This is a genomic window from Bradyrhizobium sp. HKCCYLRH2047, from assembly GCF_051168175.1.
Classification (GTDB): domain Bacteria; phylum Pseudomonadota; class Alphaproteobacteria; order Rhizobiales; family Xanthobacteraceae; genus Bradyrhizobium.
In genome coordinates this window covers 36868-55065 of the sequence record NZ_JBNPUM010000013.1, presented here as the reverse complement: position 1 = coordinate 55065, position 18198 = coordinate 36868, and the positions used below count along the sequence as shown (strand labels likewise).

Annotated in this window: 17 protein-coding genes and 1 tRNA gene; 3 read left to right on the top strand and 15 right to left on the bottom strand. The window is 67.0% G+C overall.

The annotated features are described in order from the left end of the window. Positions 1–54: 54 nt before the first annotated feature. The 9 genes from dapD to rpmH all read right to left on the bottom strand — a co-directional run bounded on the left by dapD (position 55) and on the right by rpmH (position 7988). Positions 55–900 (bottom strand): 2,3,4,5-tetrahydropyridine-2,6-dicarboxylate N-succinyltransferase, encoded by an 846-nt coding sequence (gene dapD / locus ACQR1D_RS26520; RefSeq protein ID WP_315800476.1) that lies wholly within the window; start codon positions 898–900, stop codon positions 55–57. Between the two features lie 348 nt (positions 901–1248). Then, a complete protein-coding gene (locus tag ACQR1D_RS26515; protein ID WP_315800475.1) occupies positions 1249–1944 on the bottom strand; it encodes a pyrimidine 5'-nucleotidase in 696 nt (231 codons plus the stop codon). A 220-nt stretch (positions 1945–2164) separates the two neighbouring features. Next, positions 2165–3223: a DUF1036 domain-containing protein gene (locus ACQR1D_RS26510; RefSeq protein ID WP_316239487.1), complete on the bottom strand. Its 1059-nt coding sequence runs from the start codon at positions 3221–3223 to the stop codon at positions 2165–2167. Between the two features lie 125 nt (positions 3224–3348). Continuing rightward, positions 3349–4245 carry an acetylglutamate kinase gene (gene argB / locus ACQR1D_RS26505; RefSeq protein ID WP_315800474.1) on the bottom strand — a complete coding sequence of 299 codons (897 nt, stop codon included), beginning with the start codon at positions 4243–4245 and terminating at the stop codon, positions 3349–3351. Between the two features lie 75 nt (positions 4246–4320). After that, a complete protein-coding gene (locus ACQR1D_RS26500) occupies positions 4321–4692 on the bottom strand; it encodes a DUF423 domain-containing protein (protein ID WP_316183285.1) in 372 nt (123 codons plus the stop codon). Next, positions 4689–5348 carry a ribosome biogenesis GTP-binding protein YihA/YsxC gene (yihA, locus tag ACQR1D_RS26495; protein ID WP_315800472.1) on the bottom strand — a complete coding sequence of 220 codons (660 nt, stop codon included), beginning with the start codon at positions 5346–5348 and terminating at the stop codon, positions 4689–4691. Before yihA ends, ACQR1D_RS26500 begins: the two co-directional genes overlap by 4 nt. Positions 5349–5532: 184 nt before the next feature. Further along, positions 5533–7398: a membrane protein insertase YidC gene (gene yidC / locus ACQR1D_RS26490; RefSeq protein WP_434894163.1), complete on the bottom strand. Its 1866-nt coding sequence runs from the start codon at positions 7396–7398 to the stop codon at positions 5533–5535. 22 nt (positions 7399–7420) lie between these two features. Next, complete coding sequence (gene rnpA / locus ACQR1D_RS26485; RefSeq protein WP_315800470.1) at positions 7421–7822, bottom strand: ribonuclease P protein component; 402 nt, start codon at positions 7820–7822, stop codon at positions 7421–7423. A 31-nt stretch (positions 7823–7853) separates the two neighbouring features. Continuing rightward, positions 7854–7988: a 50S ribosomal protein L34 gene (rpmH, locus tag ACQR1D_RS26480; protein WP_006609582.1), complete on the bottom strand. Its 135-nt coding sequence runs from the start codon at positions 7986–7988 to the stop codon at positions 7854–7856. 495 nt (positions 7989–8483) lie between these two features. On the opposite strand from rpmH, the gene ACQR1D_RS26475 reads away from it, so the two are divergent. The 3 genes from ACQR1D_RS26475 (at position 8484) to hisC (ending at position 11467) form a co-directional block, all read left to right on the top strand. Next, the gene (locus ACQR1D_RS26475) at positions 8484–9959 is read left to right on the top strand and encodes a sensor histidine kinase (RefSeq protein WP_315715364.1); all 1476 of its coding nucleotides are present in this window, start codon (positions 8484–8486) and stop codon (positions 9957–9959) included. Positions 9960–10229: 270 nt separating this feature from the next. Next, positions 10230–10306 (top strand) — tRNA-Arg (locus tag ACQR1D_RS26470). A 93-nt stretch (positions 10307–10399) separates the two neighbouring features. Further along, positions 10400–11467, top strand: coding sequence for a histidinol-phosphate transaminase (gene hisC, locus ACQR1D_RS26465; RefSeq protein WP_434838495.1), 1068 nt, complete (start codon positions 10400–10402; stop codon positions 11465–11467). 28 nt (positions 11468–11495) lie between these two features. Here the strand turns inward: hisC and ACQR1D_RS26460 are convergent, their stop codons facing one another. The 6 genes from ACQR1D_RS26460 to ACQR1D_RS26435 form a co-directional block, all read right to left on the bottom strand. Next, positions 11496–12419 (bottom strand): cobaltochelatase CobT-related protein, encoded by a 924-nt coding sequence (locus ACQR1D_RS26460; RefSeq protein WP_434838496.1) that lies wholly within the window; start codon positions 12417–12419, stop codon positions 11496–11498. Between the two features lie 104 nt (positions 12420–12523). Beyond that, positions 12524–13348, bottom strand: coding sequence for an NAD(+)--dinitrogen-reductase ADP-D-ribosyltransferase (locus ACQR1D_RS26455; RefSeq protein ID WP_410051421.1), 825 nt, complete (start codon positions 13346–13348; stop codon positions 12524–12526). Then, the gene (locus tag ACQR1D_RS26450) at positions 13345–13506 is read right to left on the bottom strand and encodes a hypothetical protein (protein ID WP_315800467.1); all 162 of its coding nucleotides are present in this window, start codon (positions 13504–13506) and stop codon (positions 13345–13347) included. The genes ACQR1D_RS26455 and ACQR1D_RS26450 overlap by 4 nt, the downstream gene beginning before the upstream one ends. Continuing rightward, positions 13507–14697, bottom strand: coding sequence for a vWA domain-containing protein (locus ACQR1D_RS26445; protein ID WP_434838497.1), 1191 nt, complete (start codon positions 14695–14697; stop codon positions 13507–13509). After that, on the bottom strand, positions 14694–17075 hold the full coding sequence (locus ACQR1D_RS26440) for a DUF5682 family protein (protein ID WP_434838498.1): 2382 nt from the start codon (positions 17073–17075) through the stop codon (positions 14694–14696). The genes ACQR1D_RS26445 and ACQR1D_RS26440 overlap by 4 nt, the downstream gene beginning before the upstream one ends. A 1-nt stretch (position 17076) precedes the next feature. Then, positions 17077–18180, bottom strand: a complete 1104-nt coding sequence (locus tag ACQR1D_RS26435; protein ID WP_434838499.1) for an ATP-binding protein — start codon at positions 18178–18180, stop codon at positions 17077–17079. Positions 18181–18198: the final 18 nt, after the last annotated feature.

The following is an 18198-nucleotide window of genomic DNA, read 5'->3' as shown; positions in this document are numbered from 1 at the left end:
CGCTTAACATGGGCGTTCGGGCGGCGGCTAGTGCGGCCGCCCGGACGTGGACGATCAGTCGCGCAGCAGCTCGTTGATCGAGGTCTTGGAGCGGGTGCGCTCGTCGACGCGCTTGACGATGACGGCGCAGGCGGTGGAGGGGCCGATCTGGCCGTTCTTCATCGGCTTGCCCGGCAGCGCGCCCGGCACCACGACGGCATATTCCGGCACCTCGCCGACGAAAACCTCGCCGGTCTCGCGGTCGACGATCTTGGTCGACGCGCCCAGGAACACGCCCATCGACAGCACCGCGCCCTTGCGCACGACCACGCCCTCGGCAACCTCGGAGCGCGCGCCGATGAAGCAGTCATCCTCGATGATCACGGGACCGGCCTGCAGCGGCTCCAGCACGCCGCCGATGCCGACGCCGCCGGAAATGTGCACGCGCTTGCCGATCTGGGCGCAGGAGCCGACCGTCGACCAGGTGTCGACCATGGTCGCCTCGTCGACATAGGCGCCGAGATTGACGAAGGACGGCATCAGCACGACGTTCTTGGCGATGAAGGCCGAGCGGCGCACGATCGCGCCGGGCACGGCGCGGAAGCCGGCGTCACGGAAACGGTTCTCGCCCCAGCCCTCGAACTTCGACGGCACCTTGTCCCACCACGACGCCTGGCCGGGGCCGCCGGGGATCACGCTCATGTCGTTGAGGCGGAACGACAGCAGCACCGCCTTCTTGAGCCACTGGTTGACGCTCCACTTGCCGTCCGTGCCCCGCTCGGCGACCCGGGCCTCGCCCTTGTCGAGCAGCTCCAGCGCGCTCTCCACGGCGTCGCGGACCTCGCCCTTGGTCGTGGTCGAGACGCCATCACGGGCATCGAAGGCGCTGTTGATGGTGGATTCCAGGGCGGACAGTGACATCGGTCGATCCTCGCTTGGTCCCGGGCCGACCGGGATAGACTTGTAGAAGCTGGGGGCAGGGCGGCTTTTTCCGGGTTTGGGGTAAGGGAGTCAAGGCACCCACCGGCGTCGTCCCGGACAAGCGGAGCGCCCGGCTGTCGCTATTGAGACGACTTTATATCGCGAGCGCCGATCCGGGACCCATAACCACAGGGAGACGTGTTGGGCACATCCTTAGCCACTTGCGTGCCCACACATCCGCCGGTGGTTATGGGTCCCGGGTCAAGCCCGGGACGACACTGAGTTTGTCGGACGCCCATCGCACCTCAGGACCGCCGGCGGCTTCGCTTGTCCGGACGACAGCGAGGGTTAGGCCTTCACCAGCCGCTGCAAGAACCCGGTCAGATCGTCCGTCACATGATCCACATGCGGATCATCGCGGCCCGACAGCTCCCAATCCTCGCGCACCACCTCCTTGGTGCCGTCCGGTACGACGAGCACCGTGGTCATGCCGAGGTCGTGCGGGACGACGAGGTTGCGGGAGAGGTCCTCGAACATTGCGGAGCGCGTCGGATCGACATCGTGCAGCCGGACGAATTTGTCATAGGTCTCGCGCGCGGGCTTCGGTGTCAATTCGGCGGCGATGATGTCGAACACGCCGTGGAAATGGTCTGCGATGCCGAGCCGGCTCAGCACCGCGCCGACATGGTCCACCGAGCCGTTGGTGAGGATCAGCTTGCGTCCAGGCAGTCGCTCGATCGCCGCGCCCATCGCCGAGTTCGGCTCCAGCGGCGAATGGTCGATCTTGTGCACGTAGGCCAGGAAGTCGTCGGCATGCACGCCGTGCTCGGTCATCATGCCGCGCATCGTGGTGCCGTAGCGGCGGTAGTAGTCCTTCTGGATGCGGCGCGCTTCGTCCGCATCGACCTTGAGCCAGTTGGACACGAATTCGCCGATCCTGGCATCGACCTGCTGCCACAGATTGACGTGATGCGGATACAGCGTGTTGTCGAGATCGAACACCCAGGTGTCGACGTGATCGAAGGCGCGGGGGGACTTTGTCATGTGTGCCTCGGTCCATCATGCGTGGGTTCATTCGGCCACAGTGGCGCGGCATATTCCGCTGTCGTCCCGGCGAACGCCGGGACCCATACCGCGTGATCTGTCTTGAGGCAGGATGGCTGACGCTGGCGGCCCAAACCACGGCCGGTGGCTATGGATCCCGGCGTTCGCCGGGATGACGGCGGAATTTGTTGCGGTATCCCGGGACTCATCGATGCGTCCATCACGGCAACGCAAACCGCAGCGTCTTGCCGCCGCGGGTGATGTCGACCGAAGTGAAGCCGGTGGCCGCGAAGCCGCGGCTCGGGCAGTCGCCCTGCTCGGAGGTCTCGAACTTGTTCTCGCGGGTGCAGAGCTGCACCAGGCCGCCCCAGTTCAGCGGCTTGTTCTTCAGCTTGATGGTGCGGTTCTCATCGTCGACCGCCTCGGCGAAGCTGTAGACCTTCTTCGGCTGTCCGGTGATGTCGGGATGCAGGCACTTGCCGGCATCGATCCGGTACCAGCCGCGGCTCACCACGGTGCGGCCGTCGTCGGTGCCGACCGCCGCCATGACCTTGTGCGGTGTGTCGTTGCACCAGGTCAGTCCCACCGGGGATGGTGTCTGCACCGCATCGACCATCGTGGCGAAGAAGCTCGGCTGCGACACGACATCAGAAGACAAGCCGCGGCTTTTCAGGAACGCCGCGAGCGCGGCCTGCGTCTTCGGTCCGTCGACGCCGTCGATCGGTGAGGCGTCATAGCCGGCGATGCCGAGCAGCCGCTGGATGCCGGCGAGCCGCGCCTGCTCGTCGTCATATTCGGCGCTCTCGGCGAGATAGGCGATCAGGGTGCCGTCATCGGTCTTGCTCGGCGTGACCTGTGTGAAGGCCGCCGGCGTCTGCCCGGTGCGGCACTGCCGGGCGGCGGCGATGACGAAATTGTCAGGCGCCACGCACAGCTGGTCGTTGCCGTTCTCGGCGAGCGGCGACGCGCCGTAGAGGCTGAGCGCACGCGCATGCAAGAGAATGCGGTCGGCGGTCAGCGTCCCCTGCAGCACCACGCGGCAGGTCGCCGGATCGAGCCGGAACCAACCGCGCGTCGCGGTCGCCGCCTTCTCGTCGATGCCGATTGCGGCCTCCACAACGTAGCTCATGCGATTGCAGAGCTTGAGGTCGGCGCGGGCAGGGGTGGTGAAGGCGAGGAGCGGAAGGAGGACCGTTAGGGCAAGTAAAGCGCGCGCCAGGATGGACTTCGCTCGTCCACCCTCTCCGCCGTCATGGCCGGGCTTGACCCGGCCATCCATCTTTTTGCGAGCACCAGAGAGTAAGGCGTGGATGCCCGGGCCTTCGCCGCGCCGAAGCGGCTTCGGCCGCGCAGGCGGGTCAAGCCCGGGCATGACGACCTTTAATGTGGTGGCGGCCGTATCCATCACTTGTGGATCAGCGTGCCCGTGCCCTGGTTGGTGAACAGCTCGAGCAGCACCGCGTGCGACACCTTGCCGTCGAGGATGACGACGCCCTGCACGCCCTGCTCGAGCGCGTAGATGCAGGTCTCGACCTTGGGGATCATACCGCCGGAGATGGTGCCGTCGGCGATCAGCTTGCGCGCGTCCTTGATCGAGATTTCCGGGATCAGCTTCTTCGACTTGTCGAGCACGCCGGGCACGTCGGTCAGCAGCAGCAGCCGCTTGGCCTTCAGCGCGCCGGCGACGGCGCCGGCGAAGGTGTCGGCATTGACGTTGAAGGTCTGGCCCTCCTTCGAGGTCGCGAGCGGCGCCAGCACCGGGATCAGCTCGTAGCCGATCAGCTGGTTCAGCAGCGTGAGATCGACCTTGTCCGGCTCGCCGACGAAGCCGAGATCGACCACCTTCTCGATGTGGCTGTCGGGATCGACCATGGTGCGGGTCGCCTTGACGGCGCGCACCATGTTGCCGTCCTTGCCGCACAGCCCGACGGCCTTGCCGCCAGCCTCGTTGATGTAACCGACCAGCTGCTTGTTGATCGAGCCGGCCAGCACCATCTCGACGATCTCGATGGTCGCGGCATCGGTGATGCGCAGGCCGGCCGCGAATTCCGAGACGATGCCGAGGCGCTTGAGCATGGTCGCGATCTGCGGCCCGCCGCCATGCACCACCACCGGGTTGATCGCGGTCTGCTCGAGCAGCACGATGTCGCGCGCAAACGCCTTCGCGGTGTCCTCGTCACCCATGGCGTGGCCGCCATATTTGATGACGATGGTTTCGTCGTCATACTCCTGCATGTGCGGGAGTGCTTCGGACAGGATGCGGGCCTGATCGAGCGGGCTGATGGTGGTCGCGTCGGTCATGTCTGGGAGGTCTCGGCTGTCAGGGGCGTCGCGCCGCGTTCTAGCCGATTGGAGCCCGCGGCGCAAAGCGCCGGATCAGGCCCGCCGCGGCCACAGCGCGCAGACCGCGAGTGCGAGCCAGCTCGCGATCTGCAGGCTGCCGCCGATCGGTGCTGCGAACGGAAACAGCCGGTCGCCGGTGAACTGGCGCATCAGGAGGTCGCCCGCGAACAGGGCTGGGCCGAGCACGAAGCCGATCGCCGTGGCCAGGCCGATGCGCCTCGCGACGACGCCGCGTTCGGCCAGCGCGATGGTGCCGAGCAGGGCGCAGGCATGGAACAGCAGCATGGTCGAGGCGGTCGCGAGCCGGGATGCATCGGGATCGTGCGCGGCCTTGGCCGCCAGCGCGACGCCGGCGGCGCCCATCAGCCCGGCCATTGCGACCAGGATTCGCCACGGCGTCATCATGTGCTCCGCTCTTCCAGCAGCCGCACCATGGCGGCGCGCAGCTCCGGCATGCCGGTGCCGGATCGTGACGACGTCGCCAGCACCTGCGGGAACGCCGCCGGATGCTTGGCGAGCGCGGCCTCGGTCTCGGCGATCCGGCTTGCGAGCTCGGCCGGCTTGATCTGATCGGCCTTGGTCAGGACGAGCTGATAGCTGACGGCGGACCGGTCCAGCGTCTTGAGGATCTCCTGATCGACTTCCTTCAGCCCATGACGGGCATCGATCAGCACATAGACGCGGGCGAGCGAGGCGCGGCCGAGCAGGAATTTGTGGATCAGCTCGGTCCAGGACGCGACCTTGGTCTTCGCCGCGGCGGCATAGCCATAGCCGGGCATGTCGACCAGCCGCAGCGGCGCATGCTCGGGCCCCTCGAAGAAGATCAGCTCCTGGGTGCGGCCCGGCGTATGCGAGGTGCGCGCCAGCGCGTTCTGGCCGGTCAGCGCGTTGATCAGGCTGGACTTGCCGACATTGGAGCGGCCGGCGAAGGCGACCTCGATCGCCCCCATCGGCGGTAGGCTTTCGATCGACGGCGATGCGTGCGTGAAGCGCCACGCCTGCGCAAACAGCTTGCGGCCTTTCTCGATTAGGCGGTCGTCTGCATCGGCGCTGGTGGTCATGACAAGCCTTCGCTCTTCGTCATGCCCGGGCTTGACCCGCCTGCGGGGCCGAAGCCCCTTCGGCGCGGCGAAGGCCCGGGCATCCACGCCCATTGCGCGGGATATCAAAACGTGGATGGCCGGGACAAGCCCGGCCATCACGGTAGATGGTTCGTTGCGTCAGCGGCTCACACCGCCTTGGTCGTCACGCCGCTTTTCTTCGGAACGTGCCGCGGATGTTGTCGAACAGCTCCACCTTGACGCCGTTGCGGCGCATGATGAAGCCCTGCTGCAGCACCGACAGCGTGTTGTTCCATGCCCAGTAGATCACGAGACCGGCCGGGAAGCCTGCGAGCATGAAGGTGAAGATCAGCGGCATCCAGTTGAAGATCATCGCCTGGGTCGGATCGGGCGGCGTGGGGTTCAGCTTCATCTGGAACCACATCGTGATGCCCATGATGATCGGCCAGATGCCGAGCGCGAGGTAATGCCCGAACAGCGGCAGCTGGGTCGGATCGAAATGCAGGAGCCCGAACAGCGTGAACAGATTGGTCGGATCCGGCGACGAGAGGTCCTTGATCCAGCCATAGAACGGCGCGTGTCGCATCTCGATGGTGACGAACAGCACCTTGTAGAGCGAGAAGAACACCGGGATCTGCAGCACGACCGGCAGACAGCCGGCGACCGGGTTGATCTTCTCCTTCTTGTAGATCTCCATCATCTCCTGCTGCTGCTTCATCCGGTCGTCCGGATAGCGCTCCTTGAGCGCCTGGAGCTGCGGCTGGATCGCCTTCATCTTGGCCATCGAGGCGTAGGACTTGTTGGCGAGCGGGAAGAACAGGAGCTTCACCAGCACCGTCACCAGCAGGATCGAGATGCCGAAATTGCCGAAGAAACGGAAGAAGAAGTCGAGCGCCAGGAACATCGGCTTGGTCAGGAAGTAGAACCAGCCCCAGTCGATCAGGAGATCGAAATGGTTCAGCCCGAGCTTCTGGTTGTAGCCGCCGAGGCCGCCGATCGGGAAGTTGATGCCGACGACGCCGGCCTCCTTGGCGCCGGCGAACAGCCGCGTGGAGACGCTGGTCGAGCCGCCGGCCGGCACCGTCTGCGGGGTCTCGACATAGTCCGTCTGGTAGCGATGCTGGTTGTCGACCAGCTTCGACGAATAGTTCGCCTGCAGGCGGGCATCCGTCATCGGCAGCAGCGCCGCCGCCCAATATTTGTCGGTGATGCCGAGCCAGCCATTGGTGACGTCGAACTTCGCCGCCTTCTCGTCGTCCATCTTCTTGTAGGTGAATTCCTGCAGGCCCTTCTCGCCGAGATAGCCGATCAGGCCTTCGTGCAGGATGTAGTAGCCGGACACGTGCGGCGTGCCGTGGCGCGAGATCAGGCCGTAGGGATACAGCGTCACCGGCGCGTTGCCGGCATTGGTGACGTCATCCTTGATGGTGAAGAGATAGTGGTCGTCGACGGAAATGGTGCGCTGGAAAGTCAGGCCGTCGCCGTTGGTGGTGGTCAGCTTCACCGGGGTCGACGGCGTCAGCGCATTCGAGCCGTCCTGCTGCCAGACCGTGTTCTGGTCGGGCACCTGCACCTTGGCGCCGGCGGCGTTCACCCAGCCGAACTCGGCGTAATAGGGTTCGGCGGTGTTGGACGGCGAGAACAGCACGATCGCCGGCGATTTCGGATCGACCGTCTCGCGGTACTGCACGAAGGCCAGATCGTCGATCCGCGCGCCCTTGAGCGAGATGCTGCCGGTCAGCCGCGGCGTGTCGATCTTGACGCGCGGCGTGGCGGCGATGGCGGTGTCGCGCGGCAGCACGCCGGTGCTGGTCACGGCGCCGCCCGGCGCGCTCGGGCTGCCGGTCGCGGTCGCGCCCGGCTGCGGGGTGGCTGACGGCGCGGCGCTGTCGGGCTGGGTTGCCGGCGCCTGCTTCTTGGCGAGCTCGGCCTGCATCTGCGCCTGCGCGCGCTGCTTCTCCATCTGCGGGCCGTTGTAGAAGACCTGCCACAGGATCAGCACGAGGCCGGATAGAATGACGGCGAGGATGGTGTTGCGATTGTCGGTCATCGTTTTCTTATCGTCTCGTCGTTCAATCCGGTTTGCGGGAATGCGCGTCCGGAGCGGAAGCGTTCTGCTGGTTCAACTTGCGCGGCTGCGGCTTGGCCTGCGGCCGGTCGAGGCGGCGGAGCGTCGCCTGGAGGTCGGCGAGCATGGTCTGGAAATCGCGTGACAGGGCATCCCGCCGGCCGACCAGCACGTAGTCACTGTGCGGCCGCATCGACAAGGGATCGAGCCGTTTCACAAGCTCGCGCAACCGCCGACGGATGCGATTACGCTCCGTGGCGGTGCCATTCTTCTTGGTGACGGTAAAGCCGATCCGGACCGGGCCCTGGTCCGGCCGTTCCCGGCGCTGGACCACGAAGGCAGGGCTGTTCGCCCGCACGCCATCGGCAACGGCGAGGAAGTCCGCCCGCTGCCGTAGCCGATCCATGATGGAAATCTCCGGGACAGACGCCCTGGCTTCAGGCGCTGAGACGCTTGCGGCCCCGGGCGCGACGCGCGGCAAGGACCTTGCGGCCGCCGGTGGTGGCGAGACGGGCGCGGAAGCCGTGACGGCGCTTGCGCACCAGTTTGCTGGGTTGATAAGTCCGCTTCACGGGTCGTTCTCCGCTGACGGGCAATTTGCCAGTTGACAACTTGCCTGCTTGAAATGTCGATTGATGTCCGGTGATGCTTCCGGGCCCGAAATGGACCGCTGCCGGCCCTGAAATCGAGCCGCTCCCGGGCGAGCCGGGTCATCGCGGACGGTTGGCGCGGCTTATAAGGGAGCGTCCCGCCTTCGTCAATCGCGGCAAGGCGTCATAGGCGGTGCAGGGATCGACGACGCCGAGATCTCGTAAAGACCTTCGTCACCAGCCGCGGCGTCGCGAACGACACGAGGCAGGACGAGAACGCAAGACCCTGCGCACAAGACGAAGGCAAGAATAGCCTCGGCGCGGCGGGGTTGAAGATGTCAGAGATCGTGCAGTTTTGGGTTCCATTATGAACGATTTGGAAACCGGAACATGAGCGATCCGTAATTTGACCGGACTCCGGTGCAGTCCCATCTTGCGGTCCCGTAAGGGTGGGGGTGTCTCTTACAAGGGCGATACGTGACCGAGAGCGACAACCAGCCAATCCTGGAGCGTCTGCGACCGAAACGGTCGCGCCGGCTCGGCTTGTCTGGAAAGCTGCTGCTGTTGACCATTCCGCTGGTGATGATCGCGGAAGTGCTGATCTACGTGCCGGCGATCGCCAATTTCTGGACCAACCGGCTCAACGACCGCCTGGCGGCCGCCAATACCGCTGCGCTGGTGCTCGACGCCGCACCGTCCGGCATGGTGCCGGATTCGCTGGCGCGGCAGATCCTCACCTCCATCAACGCGCGCGGCGTCGCCATCAAGATGGGCCAGCAGCGCCGTCTGCTCGCGAGCGCCGACCTGCCCGCCTCGATCGACCACGACTTCGACATGCGCGACATGACGGCGTGGTCGTCGATCGTGAATTCGCTGACGATGATGACGGAGACCGGCGATCACACCATGCGGGTGATCGGGCCGGCGCCGGGCCGGGCCCAGTTCATCGAGGTGGTCACCGACGAGAAGCCGCTGCGCAAGGCGATGTACCGGTTCTCGCGCAACCTGCTCGGCGTGTCGCTGCTGCTGGCGGTGCTGACCGCGGCGCTGGTCTATCTTGCTCTGCATTTCCTGTTCGTGCGGCCGATGCGGCGCCTCACCGCGAGCCTCGTCGGCTTCCACGAAAATCCGGAGAGCGTGGCGCGAATCATCGTGCCGAGCCAGCGTTCCGACGAGATCGGCGTCGCCGAGCGCGAGCTCGCCGACATGCAGCGCGACCTCGTCTCGATGCTGCATCAGAAGAGCCGGCTCGCCGCGCTCGGCCTCGCCGTGTCCAAGATCAACCACGACCTGCGCAACCTCCTGGCCTCGTCGCAGCTGCTGTCGGACCAGCTCGCCAGCGTGCCCGATCCGCGGGTGCAGCGCTTCGCGCCGAAGCTGATGCGCTCGCTGGAGCGCGCCATCGCGTTCTGCCAGTCGACCTTGTCCTACGGCAAGGTGCAGGAGCCGGCGCCGGACCGCCGCATGGTGGTGGTCGAGCCCGTCGTCGCGGAGGTGCGGGAGACCGCCGGCCTGTCGCCGGATGCCTCGATCACCTGGATCGCGGCGATCGAGCGCGGGCTGAAGATCGATGCCGATCCCGACCAGTTGTTCCGCGTGCTGCTCAACCTGGTGCGCAATGCCGCCCAGGCCCTGGACAGTCTCGCGGCGGATGCCGGCGTGCGCCAGATCCGCATCACTGGCCGCCGCGAGGGCGGGGTGGCGATCCTGGAGGTCTCGGACACGGGTCCCGGTGTCCCGGCGAAGGTGCGAGAGCACCTGTTCGAGGCCTTCCGCGGTGCCGGTCGTCCGGGCGGCTCGGGGCTGGGCCTTGCGATCGCGGCCGAATTGGTCCGGGCCCATGATGGCGACATCCAACTGGTCGAAGGGACCCTGGGGGCCACCTTCCGAATCACGATCCCTGACCGCCCTGTCGAGCTGCAGACCTTCTGGACCGAGCGCGCCAGCGCCTGAACCGGACCGGCCCACCTGCCATTCCGGCGGGCGATGCCGCAGGCGTCGAGCCCGGAACTCCCGTTGTGTCGGAACGAAGCCCGTCCGCTCCGGCCATGCCGAACCGCGCCGGCGCGTCTGCGGAAAAATGGTCGCAAAATGTCCCGCTCCAGCCTTGCCAAGCGGTCTCCGAGCCGTTAGTCAGAGGCCCTTCGCGAGGCCTGCCGGCGTTTGCCGCTCCGGCCTTCCGGGATCCGGCCCCTGGCCCGGAGCCTGCCAAATGCGAAAAACGCGCCCGTAGCTCAGCTGGATAGAGCATCAGACTACGAATCTGAGGGTCGGACGTTCGAATCGTTCCGGGCGCGCCATTTGCCGATGATCCACACCACGTTCAGTTCGCACGTCCATCGCTTCCGATCGATGCGTCGATCGGCGGGACTCGGGTGCGCAGGAGAACAATCGTGAGTCGCTTCTGGTCAGAGCTCGTTCATGGGCTGTCGCCCTATGTGCCCGGCGAGCAGCCGCAGATCCCGGGCTTGGTCAAGCTCAACACCAATGAGAGCCCGTTCGGGCCCTCGCCCAAGGCGATCGAGGCCATACGGGCGGCCGCTGCCGACACCTTGCGGCTCTATCCGGATCCGCAGGCAACGCAGCTGCGCGATGCGCTCGCGGCCTATCACAAGGTCTCACCGGAGCAGGTGTTCGTCGGCAACGGCTCGGACGAGGTGCTCGCGCACACCTTCGCGGCGCTCCTGAAGCAACCCGCGCCGCTGCTGTTCCCCGACGTGACCTACAGCTTCTATCCCGTGTATTGTCGCCTGCTCGGCATCGACTACACGACCGTTCCGCTCAATGCCGAGATGCGCGTGCGTATCGACGATTATGTCGGTCGCCCCGGCCCGGTGATCATCGCCAATCCGAACGCACCGACGGGCATCGCGCTGCCGAGCGCCGAGATCGCGCGACTCGCGGCGGCGCGCCGCGACGCGGCCGTCGTCATCGACGAGGCCTATGTCGATTTCGGCGCCGAGACCGCGATTCCCTTGATCCGTGACTACCCCAACCTGCTGGTGGTGCAGACGATGTCGAAATCGCGCGCGCTCGCAGGACTCCGCGTCGGCTACGCGATCGGCGATGCCGCGCTGATCGAGGGCCTGACGCGGGTCAAGGACAGCTTCAACTCCTACCCGCTCGGCCGGCCCGCCCAGGCCGGCGCGATCGCCGCGATCGAGGACGAGGCGCACTTCCAGCAGGCGCGCTCGGTCATCATGAAGAACCGCGCCGACCTCACCGCTGCGCTGGTTCGTCTCGGCTTCGAGGTGCTGCCGTCCAGCGCCAATTTCGTCTTCGCCCGGCATCCGGACCATTCCGGCCAGGCGCTGTCCGCAGCCTTGCGCCAGCGCGCAGTGCTCGTCCGCCATTTCACCGCCCCGCGGATCGCGAACTATCTGCGCATCACGATCGGCTCGGAGACGGAGCTTGCGCGGCTGACGGACGCGCTGCGCGAGGTGCTGGCGAAGAACGATTGAGCCGTTTGCAGAGGCGCGTGCGAACGTCTCAGACACTTGCCAACAGTCGCTCGATGCGAGCCACCACCGTGCTCTCCAACTCCTCGGGAGAGCCGATCATCACTCCGCTGCCGTAGTAGCGGTCGACGGGGTGGCCGATTCCGATCGCCGCGATCCGAATGTCACCTGCAGCCTCGATCCGGCGGATCTGCTCGGGCAGGTGATGATGAAGATAGCGCTCGCCGTTCTCCATCAGCGTGGAGTCGTCCATCGGCGCGCCGTCGGACAGCACGATCAAATATTTGTACCGCTCCGCGCGTTGTCGCAGGCGCGCGGACGCCCAGGCGATGGCTTCGCCGTCGATGTTTTCCTTGAGAAGTCCTGGGATCAGCATCGCCGCGGCGTGTCGCGCGGTCAATGTCTCGTCGGCGCTGCAATAGACGATATGCAACAGGTCGTTCAGCCGCCCTGGATAAGGCGGCCGCCCGTCCTTCAGCCATTTCTCCCGGCTCCGGCCGCCCTTCCAGCGGGCGGTGGTGAAGCCGAGCACCTCGTGTTTGGCGCCGATGCGCTTCAGCAGATCGGAGGCGACCAGCGCGGCGCGGGCCGCGAACAGAATGGGAGCTCCGCGCATCGATCCGGAATGATCGATCAGTAGCGTCACCAAGGTATCGTCTGCCTCGCCCGACGCAGGCGGCTCGCCGTCCGTCGCGGCTCGCGCGGCCAACTCATTTTCGAGCGCGAACAACGGCGTTGGATCCACCTCGGGATAGCGCTTCGACCAGCTTCGATCTGGATCGCCGAGCGCGGCCAGGAAACCGTCGAGCTCCTCGGCGCTGATCTCGACGTCGAACTCCCGGGTGTAGACTTGGTACCCTCGCGAGGGATCGAATGGCACCGATTGTCGCTTCGCCTTGCGGCGCGGCGGCAGGACAATCCAGATCGTCAGCGCAATCAGCGCGCTCAGGAACATCGTCAGGGAGACGTCACGCCACACCGGGGCGGTCTCCAGCGCGCGTCGTCACGGCTCGTCTCCTCGCGCGCTCGTCGACATCAGGCGCGTCATGCGGAGCCTACTCACACATAGTCGACGCTCACGCGGTAGTCGCCGCCGATCACGAGGTATTCGCCTTCGCCCTTCAGCGCATGTGACGACAGCAGGCCGTTGAAGAACACGATCTTGCTGACGGGAATCCTCGCGGTGAGAATCATATCGCCGAAGCAGCCCGCAGTGTCGCGGTCGGAGGAGAACGAGACGAGGTTGTTGAGCCGGACCACCGCCTCGCGCCGTGTCGTTTGCTCCACGATCCAATGCTCGTCGAACGAATTGACGCCGCGATGCAGCGTCAGATGCGTCTCGTCCGGAAAGGCGAAGCGGCGGATCGCCCATTGGCAGAATTCGAACAGCAGATCGAGTTGCACCCAGATTGCATTGTTGTGGAAGCGGCTCGACATCTTCTCTTGGACATAGGTCGTCCAGGCCCGGCTTGCCACGCGTTCGATGATCTCCTTGTGGTAGGACGGACCGAGGCCGAACCGGCTCTCGACCCAGCCCTTGAGCACGGCGCCTTCCGGGCCGTTGCTGTCGAAGCCCCAGCCCTGGATCAGCCGCAGGAAGGACGAGCGGAAACGCCGCTGGCCGCCGGACGTCGTGGCGCGTTGCTCAGGATCGAGGCCGAACATCGCCATCATGTAGGTGGTGAAGGCTTCGCCGGCTTCGGCGAGATGTTCGGCCTGGTCGAGCATCGTGAACAGGCTGGGGTTCATCTCCGTGACGCCCCAGATGTGCAGCGGCACCGCGCTGTCGTTGAAGGCACAGCTCGCCAGCCACGCGGAGGGACGCCCGACGAGATTGGTCGAATGGCCGATGCCGCGGTGGGCGCGCTGTGCTGCGTCGTTCATGGCCGGCATGATGCCGTGTGGCAGGCCGAGAGCGCAATCCTCGTGGAGTCGTCGAGGAGCATCAGCCAGATGACCAGCAATCCGCCGGCCAAACCGACCACGGGCAGGACCGCATAGCGCCCGAGTTGCAGGATGCAGATGAGAACCAGGCGCTTCATTCACACGCCCGAGACGCCGTCCTCCGGCCGCACCAGCTTGATGTCCTGTGCTGCGGCCCACGACCAGATGTCCTGGCGCTTCAGCGCGGTTGCCATCAACTCCGGAAACTGGTGCGGCGTGCAGGCGAACACCGGGCAGCCGAGCGAGGCCAGGATTGCGGCATGCTTGCCGTCATAGGCCGGACGGCCGTCGTCGTTGAGCGCCAGCAGCACGATCAGGTTCACGCCCGACGAGACCAGCGCCTTGGCGCGGGCCAGCATCTGCTCGGCGATGCCGCCCTCGATGAGATCGCTGATCAGCACCATGTGCGTCCGCGCCGGCTCGCGGACCAGGCGCTCGCAATAGGCCAGCGCCTGATTGATGTCGGTGCCGCCGCCGAGCTGCACCGAGAACAGCACCTCGACCGGATCGGCCAGCTCCTCGGTGAGGTCGATGATGTTGGTGTCGAACACCACGAGCTTCATCGCGATCGCCGGGATCGAGGCCAGCACCGCGGCGAAGATCGAGGAGTAGACGACGGAGGTGCCCATCGAGCCTGACTGGTCGACGCAGAGGATCACCTCCTCCAGATTGGTCCGGCGCGCGGCGCGCGCGTGCCCGATCAATGTCTCCGGCACGATGGTGCGATGCTCGGCCTGCCAGTGGCGCAGATTCCTGCCGATCGTGCGCGGCCAGTCGATGTCGCCGGCGCGCGGCCGGCGGGTGCGGCGGCGGCGGTCAACCGCGCCCCGGATCGTCTCGGTGGTGCGGGCGTCGAGCTTGTCCATCAGCTCCTTCACCACCTTGGCGACGACCTGGCGCGCCGTCGCCTTGGTCTTCTCCGGCATCACCGCGCGCAGCGCCATCAGGTCGGCGACGAGATGCACGTCGGCTTCGAGGGCGGCGAGGAACTCCGGCTGCAGCAGCATCTCCTTCAGGCCGAGCCGCTCGAACGCGTCCTTCTGGATCACCTGCACGACCGGCGCGGGAAAGAACTCCCTGATGTCGCCGAGCCAGCTCGCCACGCGCGGCGCCGAGCCGCCGAGGCCGCCACGTCGGCCCCCGCCGCGCTTGCCGCCGGAGCCGGCGTCATAGAGTCCGGCCAGCGCCGCATCGAGCCGCCGATCGCGATCGGACAGGCCGGCCTGGTCGTCGCCGCCGAGCACGAGGCGCCAGCGGCGGTTGCGCTCGGCAGCAGCGTCGTCGCTCATCGATTAGCCTCCTTGATCGGCCGGTCGGCGCCCAGGATGGTCAACAGCAAGGGCAGAGCCGCATCGAAGCCGGCAGCGCTGGCCGACAGCGCTGCGAGCGGCTGCAGCGGACTCGCATCTGAAGTTGAAGCGACGGCCAGCGGCCGCTGCCTGGCCAGCTCGTCGAGCAGGCGCCGCCGCTCGTTGCGGTCGAAGCTCGCGAAGGCACGGCGCATCACCGGCAGCAGGTTGTTGAACGCCTCGTCGTCGATCGCAGCCAGCCAGCCGTCGATGATCCGGCGCAGCATCTGGTCGTGCAGCAGCACCTGGCCGCTCTGGCCGAGAAACCCGTCGAGCCAGTCGCCGGCCTCCAGGGTCGGCACGCTGTGGGACAGCGCGCGCGACAGTGCCAGCGCGGCCTGCTCCGGTGAGACGATGCCCTGATCGTACAGCAGGCGGCCCGCCAGGCCCTTCACCAGCGGATGCGCTGCCGCATCGGCGGCGACATGCAGCAGCGCGCGGCTCCAGCCGTCGCGCAGGCCGCGATCCTCGATCAGCCCGATCGCGACGTCGAGCCGCGCCAGCCTGCCACGCAGATCGGCGGCGACGTCGGCCTGCAGGTTGCGGCAGGCATAGACGAGGCCGGCACAGATCGCCTCGACGAGGCCGGTCACCAGCAGGCGCAGCGCCTCGGTCGGCAGCGCCCGCGCGGTGCCGTAGCGCAGGATCTCGGCGAGCGGCGGCACGGCCTCGGTGAGGTCGGCAACGTCGCTGGTCGCAGCCGAGCGCTGCTGCAGCAGCGCGATCGTCGTCTCGGCCGCCTCGCTCAGACCCGCTTCGAGACAGCCGCGCACGATGTCCGCGACGGTGTTCAACGAGGTCGCCGCCTGCGCGTGGGTGACGGCGGCGTTGCCTGCGGCCTGCGCGACGGTCGTGCCGTGCACTAGCGCCTCGACCAGACGAACCGAGAATTCCGGCTCCCAGCGCAGCCGCCAGTTCTCGCGGAAGGTGCCGCGGCTCTGTCCGGATCCCTGCAACCGTCCCCACGGCAGCTGGATCAGGGCGAGGCGATGCAGGAGCTGCGACTTGGCGAGCCCCGCCTCGCTGCGCAGGTCGAGCGCGATGTCGCTGTCGAGTGCCTCCGGCTTCAGCTTCAGCTTGCGCTGCCAGCGCGCGAGATCGGCGGCGAGCGGCATCTGCGGCACGCTGTCGTCGATCTCGCCGACCCGTTGACCGATGATGAGCTGCTGCTCGATCAGGCGGAACGGAGCCGTCTCGCCCTCGCACAGCGTGGCAAGGCTCGCCTCGCGCATCTCGGCCAGTCCCGGCAAGGCGACGTCGCGCAACGCGGCCAGCGTGATCGCGAGCCGGGACGCTTCGATGACGGACGCCGTCGATGCCGGACGGCCGTTCCGCCGCAGCAGCTCCGCAACCCGCGCCTGCCAGCGCGTCGTGAAGTCGGTGGCGTCGAGCGCGGCGGCCTGGCCGTGTTGCAGTCCCTGCCACAGATGCGCGTACCAGCCGGGCGAGATCACGCCGGCGCCATAGCCGGACGAAGCGGCGAGGCGTGTCTCCGTCCACGGCACCCAGGTCGCGGTGACCTTGATCTGCGGCAGCCCCTTCAGCAGCGCGCGATCGTCCTTCAGCGCGACCTTCTTGCGCAGCGCCGGCACGTGCCAGGCGCCGCAGACGACGGCTACCGTGCCGTCCTGCGCGCTCAGCGCCGCCGCGATTTCGAGGCGCATGTGCGCTTCGCGGCGCAGCTCGCGCTGGGCTTCATCCGCCGGCTGATAGGGCAGGGGATCGATCGTCTCGCGCAACGCCGCGATGGCAGCTTCCAGCGCCGCAAAGATCTCCGGTCCATGCGTGCCCTGCTCGACGATCGCGTTCCACCAGGACTCGCTGTCGTCATAGCCGGCGAGCGTCGCGAGATAGGCCAGCGGATCGCGCCGGATCTGTGCCAGCTCCGGATCGGTGGCCTCGGGCTGCTCCTGCGCAGCCGCGTTGGCGTCCTCCGGCGTGGCCTTGCCTTCATCGCTCTCCGGCTTCGCCGCCTTGGCCCGTTCGGCCAGCCGATGCGATGCCGGCAGATCGATGAAGCGGACCGGTCGCTGCTTCGCCAGCGCCCAGCGGATCGCCTGCCATTCCGGCGAGAACACCGCGAACGGAAAGAAGCTGGCGTTGCTCGCATCGTCCTGCGCATGCACCAGCAAGGCGATGGGCGGCACCATCGCCGGCGAGGCGGCGAAGGAGATCAGCTCATCGGCATCCGGCGGTCCCTCGACCAGCACGACCGCGGGATCGGCGGCGTCGAGCGCCGCCAGCACGGCGCGCGCCGAGCCCGGCCCGTGATGCCGGATGCCCAGGAGGTGCAGGCGATCGGGCGAAGCTGCGGCCACGTCACATCACTTCGCGCATAGCGCCGTAGAGATCGGCCCAGGGCTTGCGCTCGCGCACCACTGTTTCAAGATATTCCTGCAGCACGACCTTGTCCTGCACCGGGTCCTTGACGATCGCGCCGACCAGGTTGGCGGCCATGCTCTGCGCATCGATCACGCCGGAGCCGAAATGGCCGGCCTCCGCCCAGGCGCCGATCGTCACCGCGATGGCCTCCGCCGTCGAGAGCGAGCCGGACGGCGACTTCAGCTTGAGCCGGCCGTCGAGCGTCTGGCCGTCGCGCAGCTCGCGGAACACCGTGACGATGCGCATGATCTCCTGGTCGGCCGGCGCGATTGTCGGCAGCTCCAGCCCGCCGCCGATCTCGCCGACCCGCTTGGTGACGATCTTCACCTCCTCATCCAGGTCGGCGGGCAGCGGCAGCACCACGACATTGAAGCGCCGCTTCAGCGCCGAGGACAATTCATTGACGCCCTTGTCGCGCGCATTCGCCGTCGCGATCATGTTGAAGCCGCGCCGGGCGTGCACGGCGTCGTTGATCTCCGCGATCGGCATCAGCTTCTCCGACAGCACCGTGATCAGCGTGTCCTGCACGTCCGACGGCATGCGCGTCAGCTCCTCGAAGCGCACGATACGTCCCGCCTCCATCGCGCGCATCAGGGGCGTCGCCACCATGGCTTCGCGCGACGGGCCCTTGGCGAGCAGCAACGCGTAGTTCCAGCCGTAGCGGATCTGGTTCTCGTCGGTGCCGGCCGTGCATTGCACGATCAGCTCGGACGAGCCGGAGATCGCGGCGGCGAGATGTTCGGAGACCCACGATTTCGCGGTGCCGGGCACGCCCAGGATCAGCAGCGCGCGATCGGTCGCGAGCGTCGCCACGGCGGTCTCGATCAGCCGGCGGTTGCCGATATATTTCGGCGTGATCTCGACCCCTGATTTGGTGCGGCCGCCCATCAGATAGGTCACGACCGCCTGCGGCGACAGCCGCCACTGTGCCGGCCGCGCCCGCGTGTCCTCTTGCGCCAGCGCCTCGAGCTCGTGGGCATGCAATGCTTCCGCGGAGCGGCGCAACTGGCCGTCGGTCGGGCTCGCATCGGCATTTGTCATGGGTGTGCTCCCGGACAT

Bases quoted from the DNA above. Each gene is read 5' to 3' on its own strand.
- dapD (WP_315800476.1), bottom strand. From the start codon at position 900: ATGTCACTGTCCGCCCTGGAATCCACCATCAACAGCGCCTTCGATGCC.
- ACQR1D_RS26515 (WP_315800475.1), bottom strand. From the start codon at position 1,944: ATGACAAAGTCCCCCCGCGCCTTCGATCACGTCGACACCTGGGTGTTC.
- ACQR1D_RS26510 (WP_316239487.1), bottom strand. From the start codon at position 3,223: ATGGATGGCCGGGTCAAGCCCGGCCATGACGGCGGAGAGGGTGGACGA.
- argB (WP_315800474.1), bottom strand. From the start codon at position 4,245: ATGACCGACGCGACCACCATCAGCCCGCTCGATCAGGCCCGCATCCTG.
- ACQR1D_RS26500 (WP_316183285.1), bottom strand. From the start codon at position 4,692: ATGATGACGCCGTGGCGAATCCTGGTCGCAATGGCCGGGCTGATGGGC.
- yihA (WP_315800472.1), bottom strand. From the start codon at position 5,348: ATGACCACCAGCGCCGATGCAGACGACCGCCTAATCGAGAAAGGCCGC.
- yidC (WP_434894163.1), bottom strand. From the start codon at position 7,398: ATGACCGACAATCGCAACACCATCCTCGCCGTCATTCTATCCGGCCTC.
- rnpA (WP_315800470.1), bottom strand. From the start codon at position 7,822: ATGGATCGGCTACGGCAGCGGGCGGACTTCCTCGCCGTTGCCGATGGC.
- ACQR1D_RS26460 (WP_434838496.1), bottom strand. From the start codon at position 12,419: ATGTTCCTGAGCGCGCTGATTGCGCTGACGATCTGGATTGTCCTGCCG.
- ACQR1D_RS26455 (WP_410051421.1), bottom strand. From the start codon at position 13,348: ATGAACGACGCAGCACAGCGCGCCCACCGCGGCATCGGCCATTCGACC.
- ACQR1D_RS26450 (WP_315800467.1), bottom strand. From the start codon at position 13,506: ATGAAGCGCCTGGTTCTCATCTGCATCCTGCAACTCGGGCGCTATGCG.
- ACQR1D_RS26445 (WP_434838497.1), bottom strand. From the start codon at position 14,697: ATGAGCGACGACGCTGCTGCCGAGCGCAACCGCCGCTGGCGCCTCGTG.
- ACQR1D_RS26435 (WP_434838499.1), bottom strand. From the start codon at position 18,180: ATGACAAATGCCGATGCGAGCCCGACCGACGGCCAGTTGCGCCGCTCC.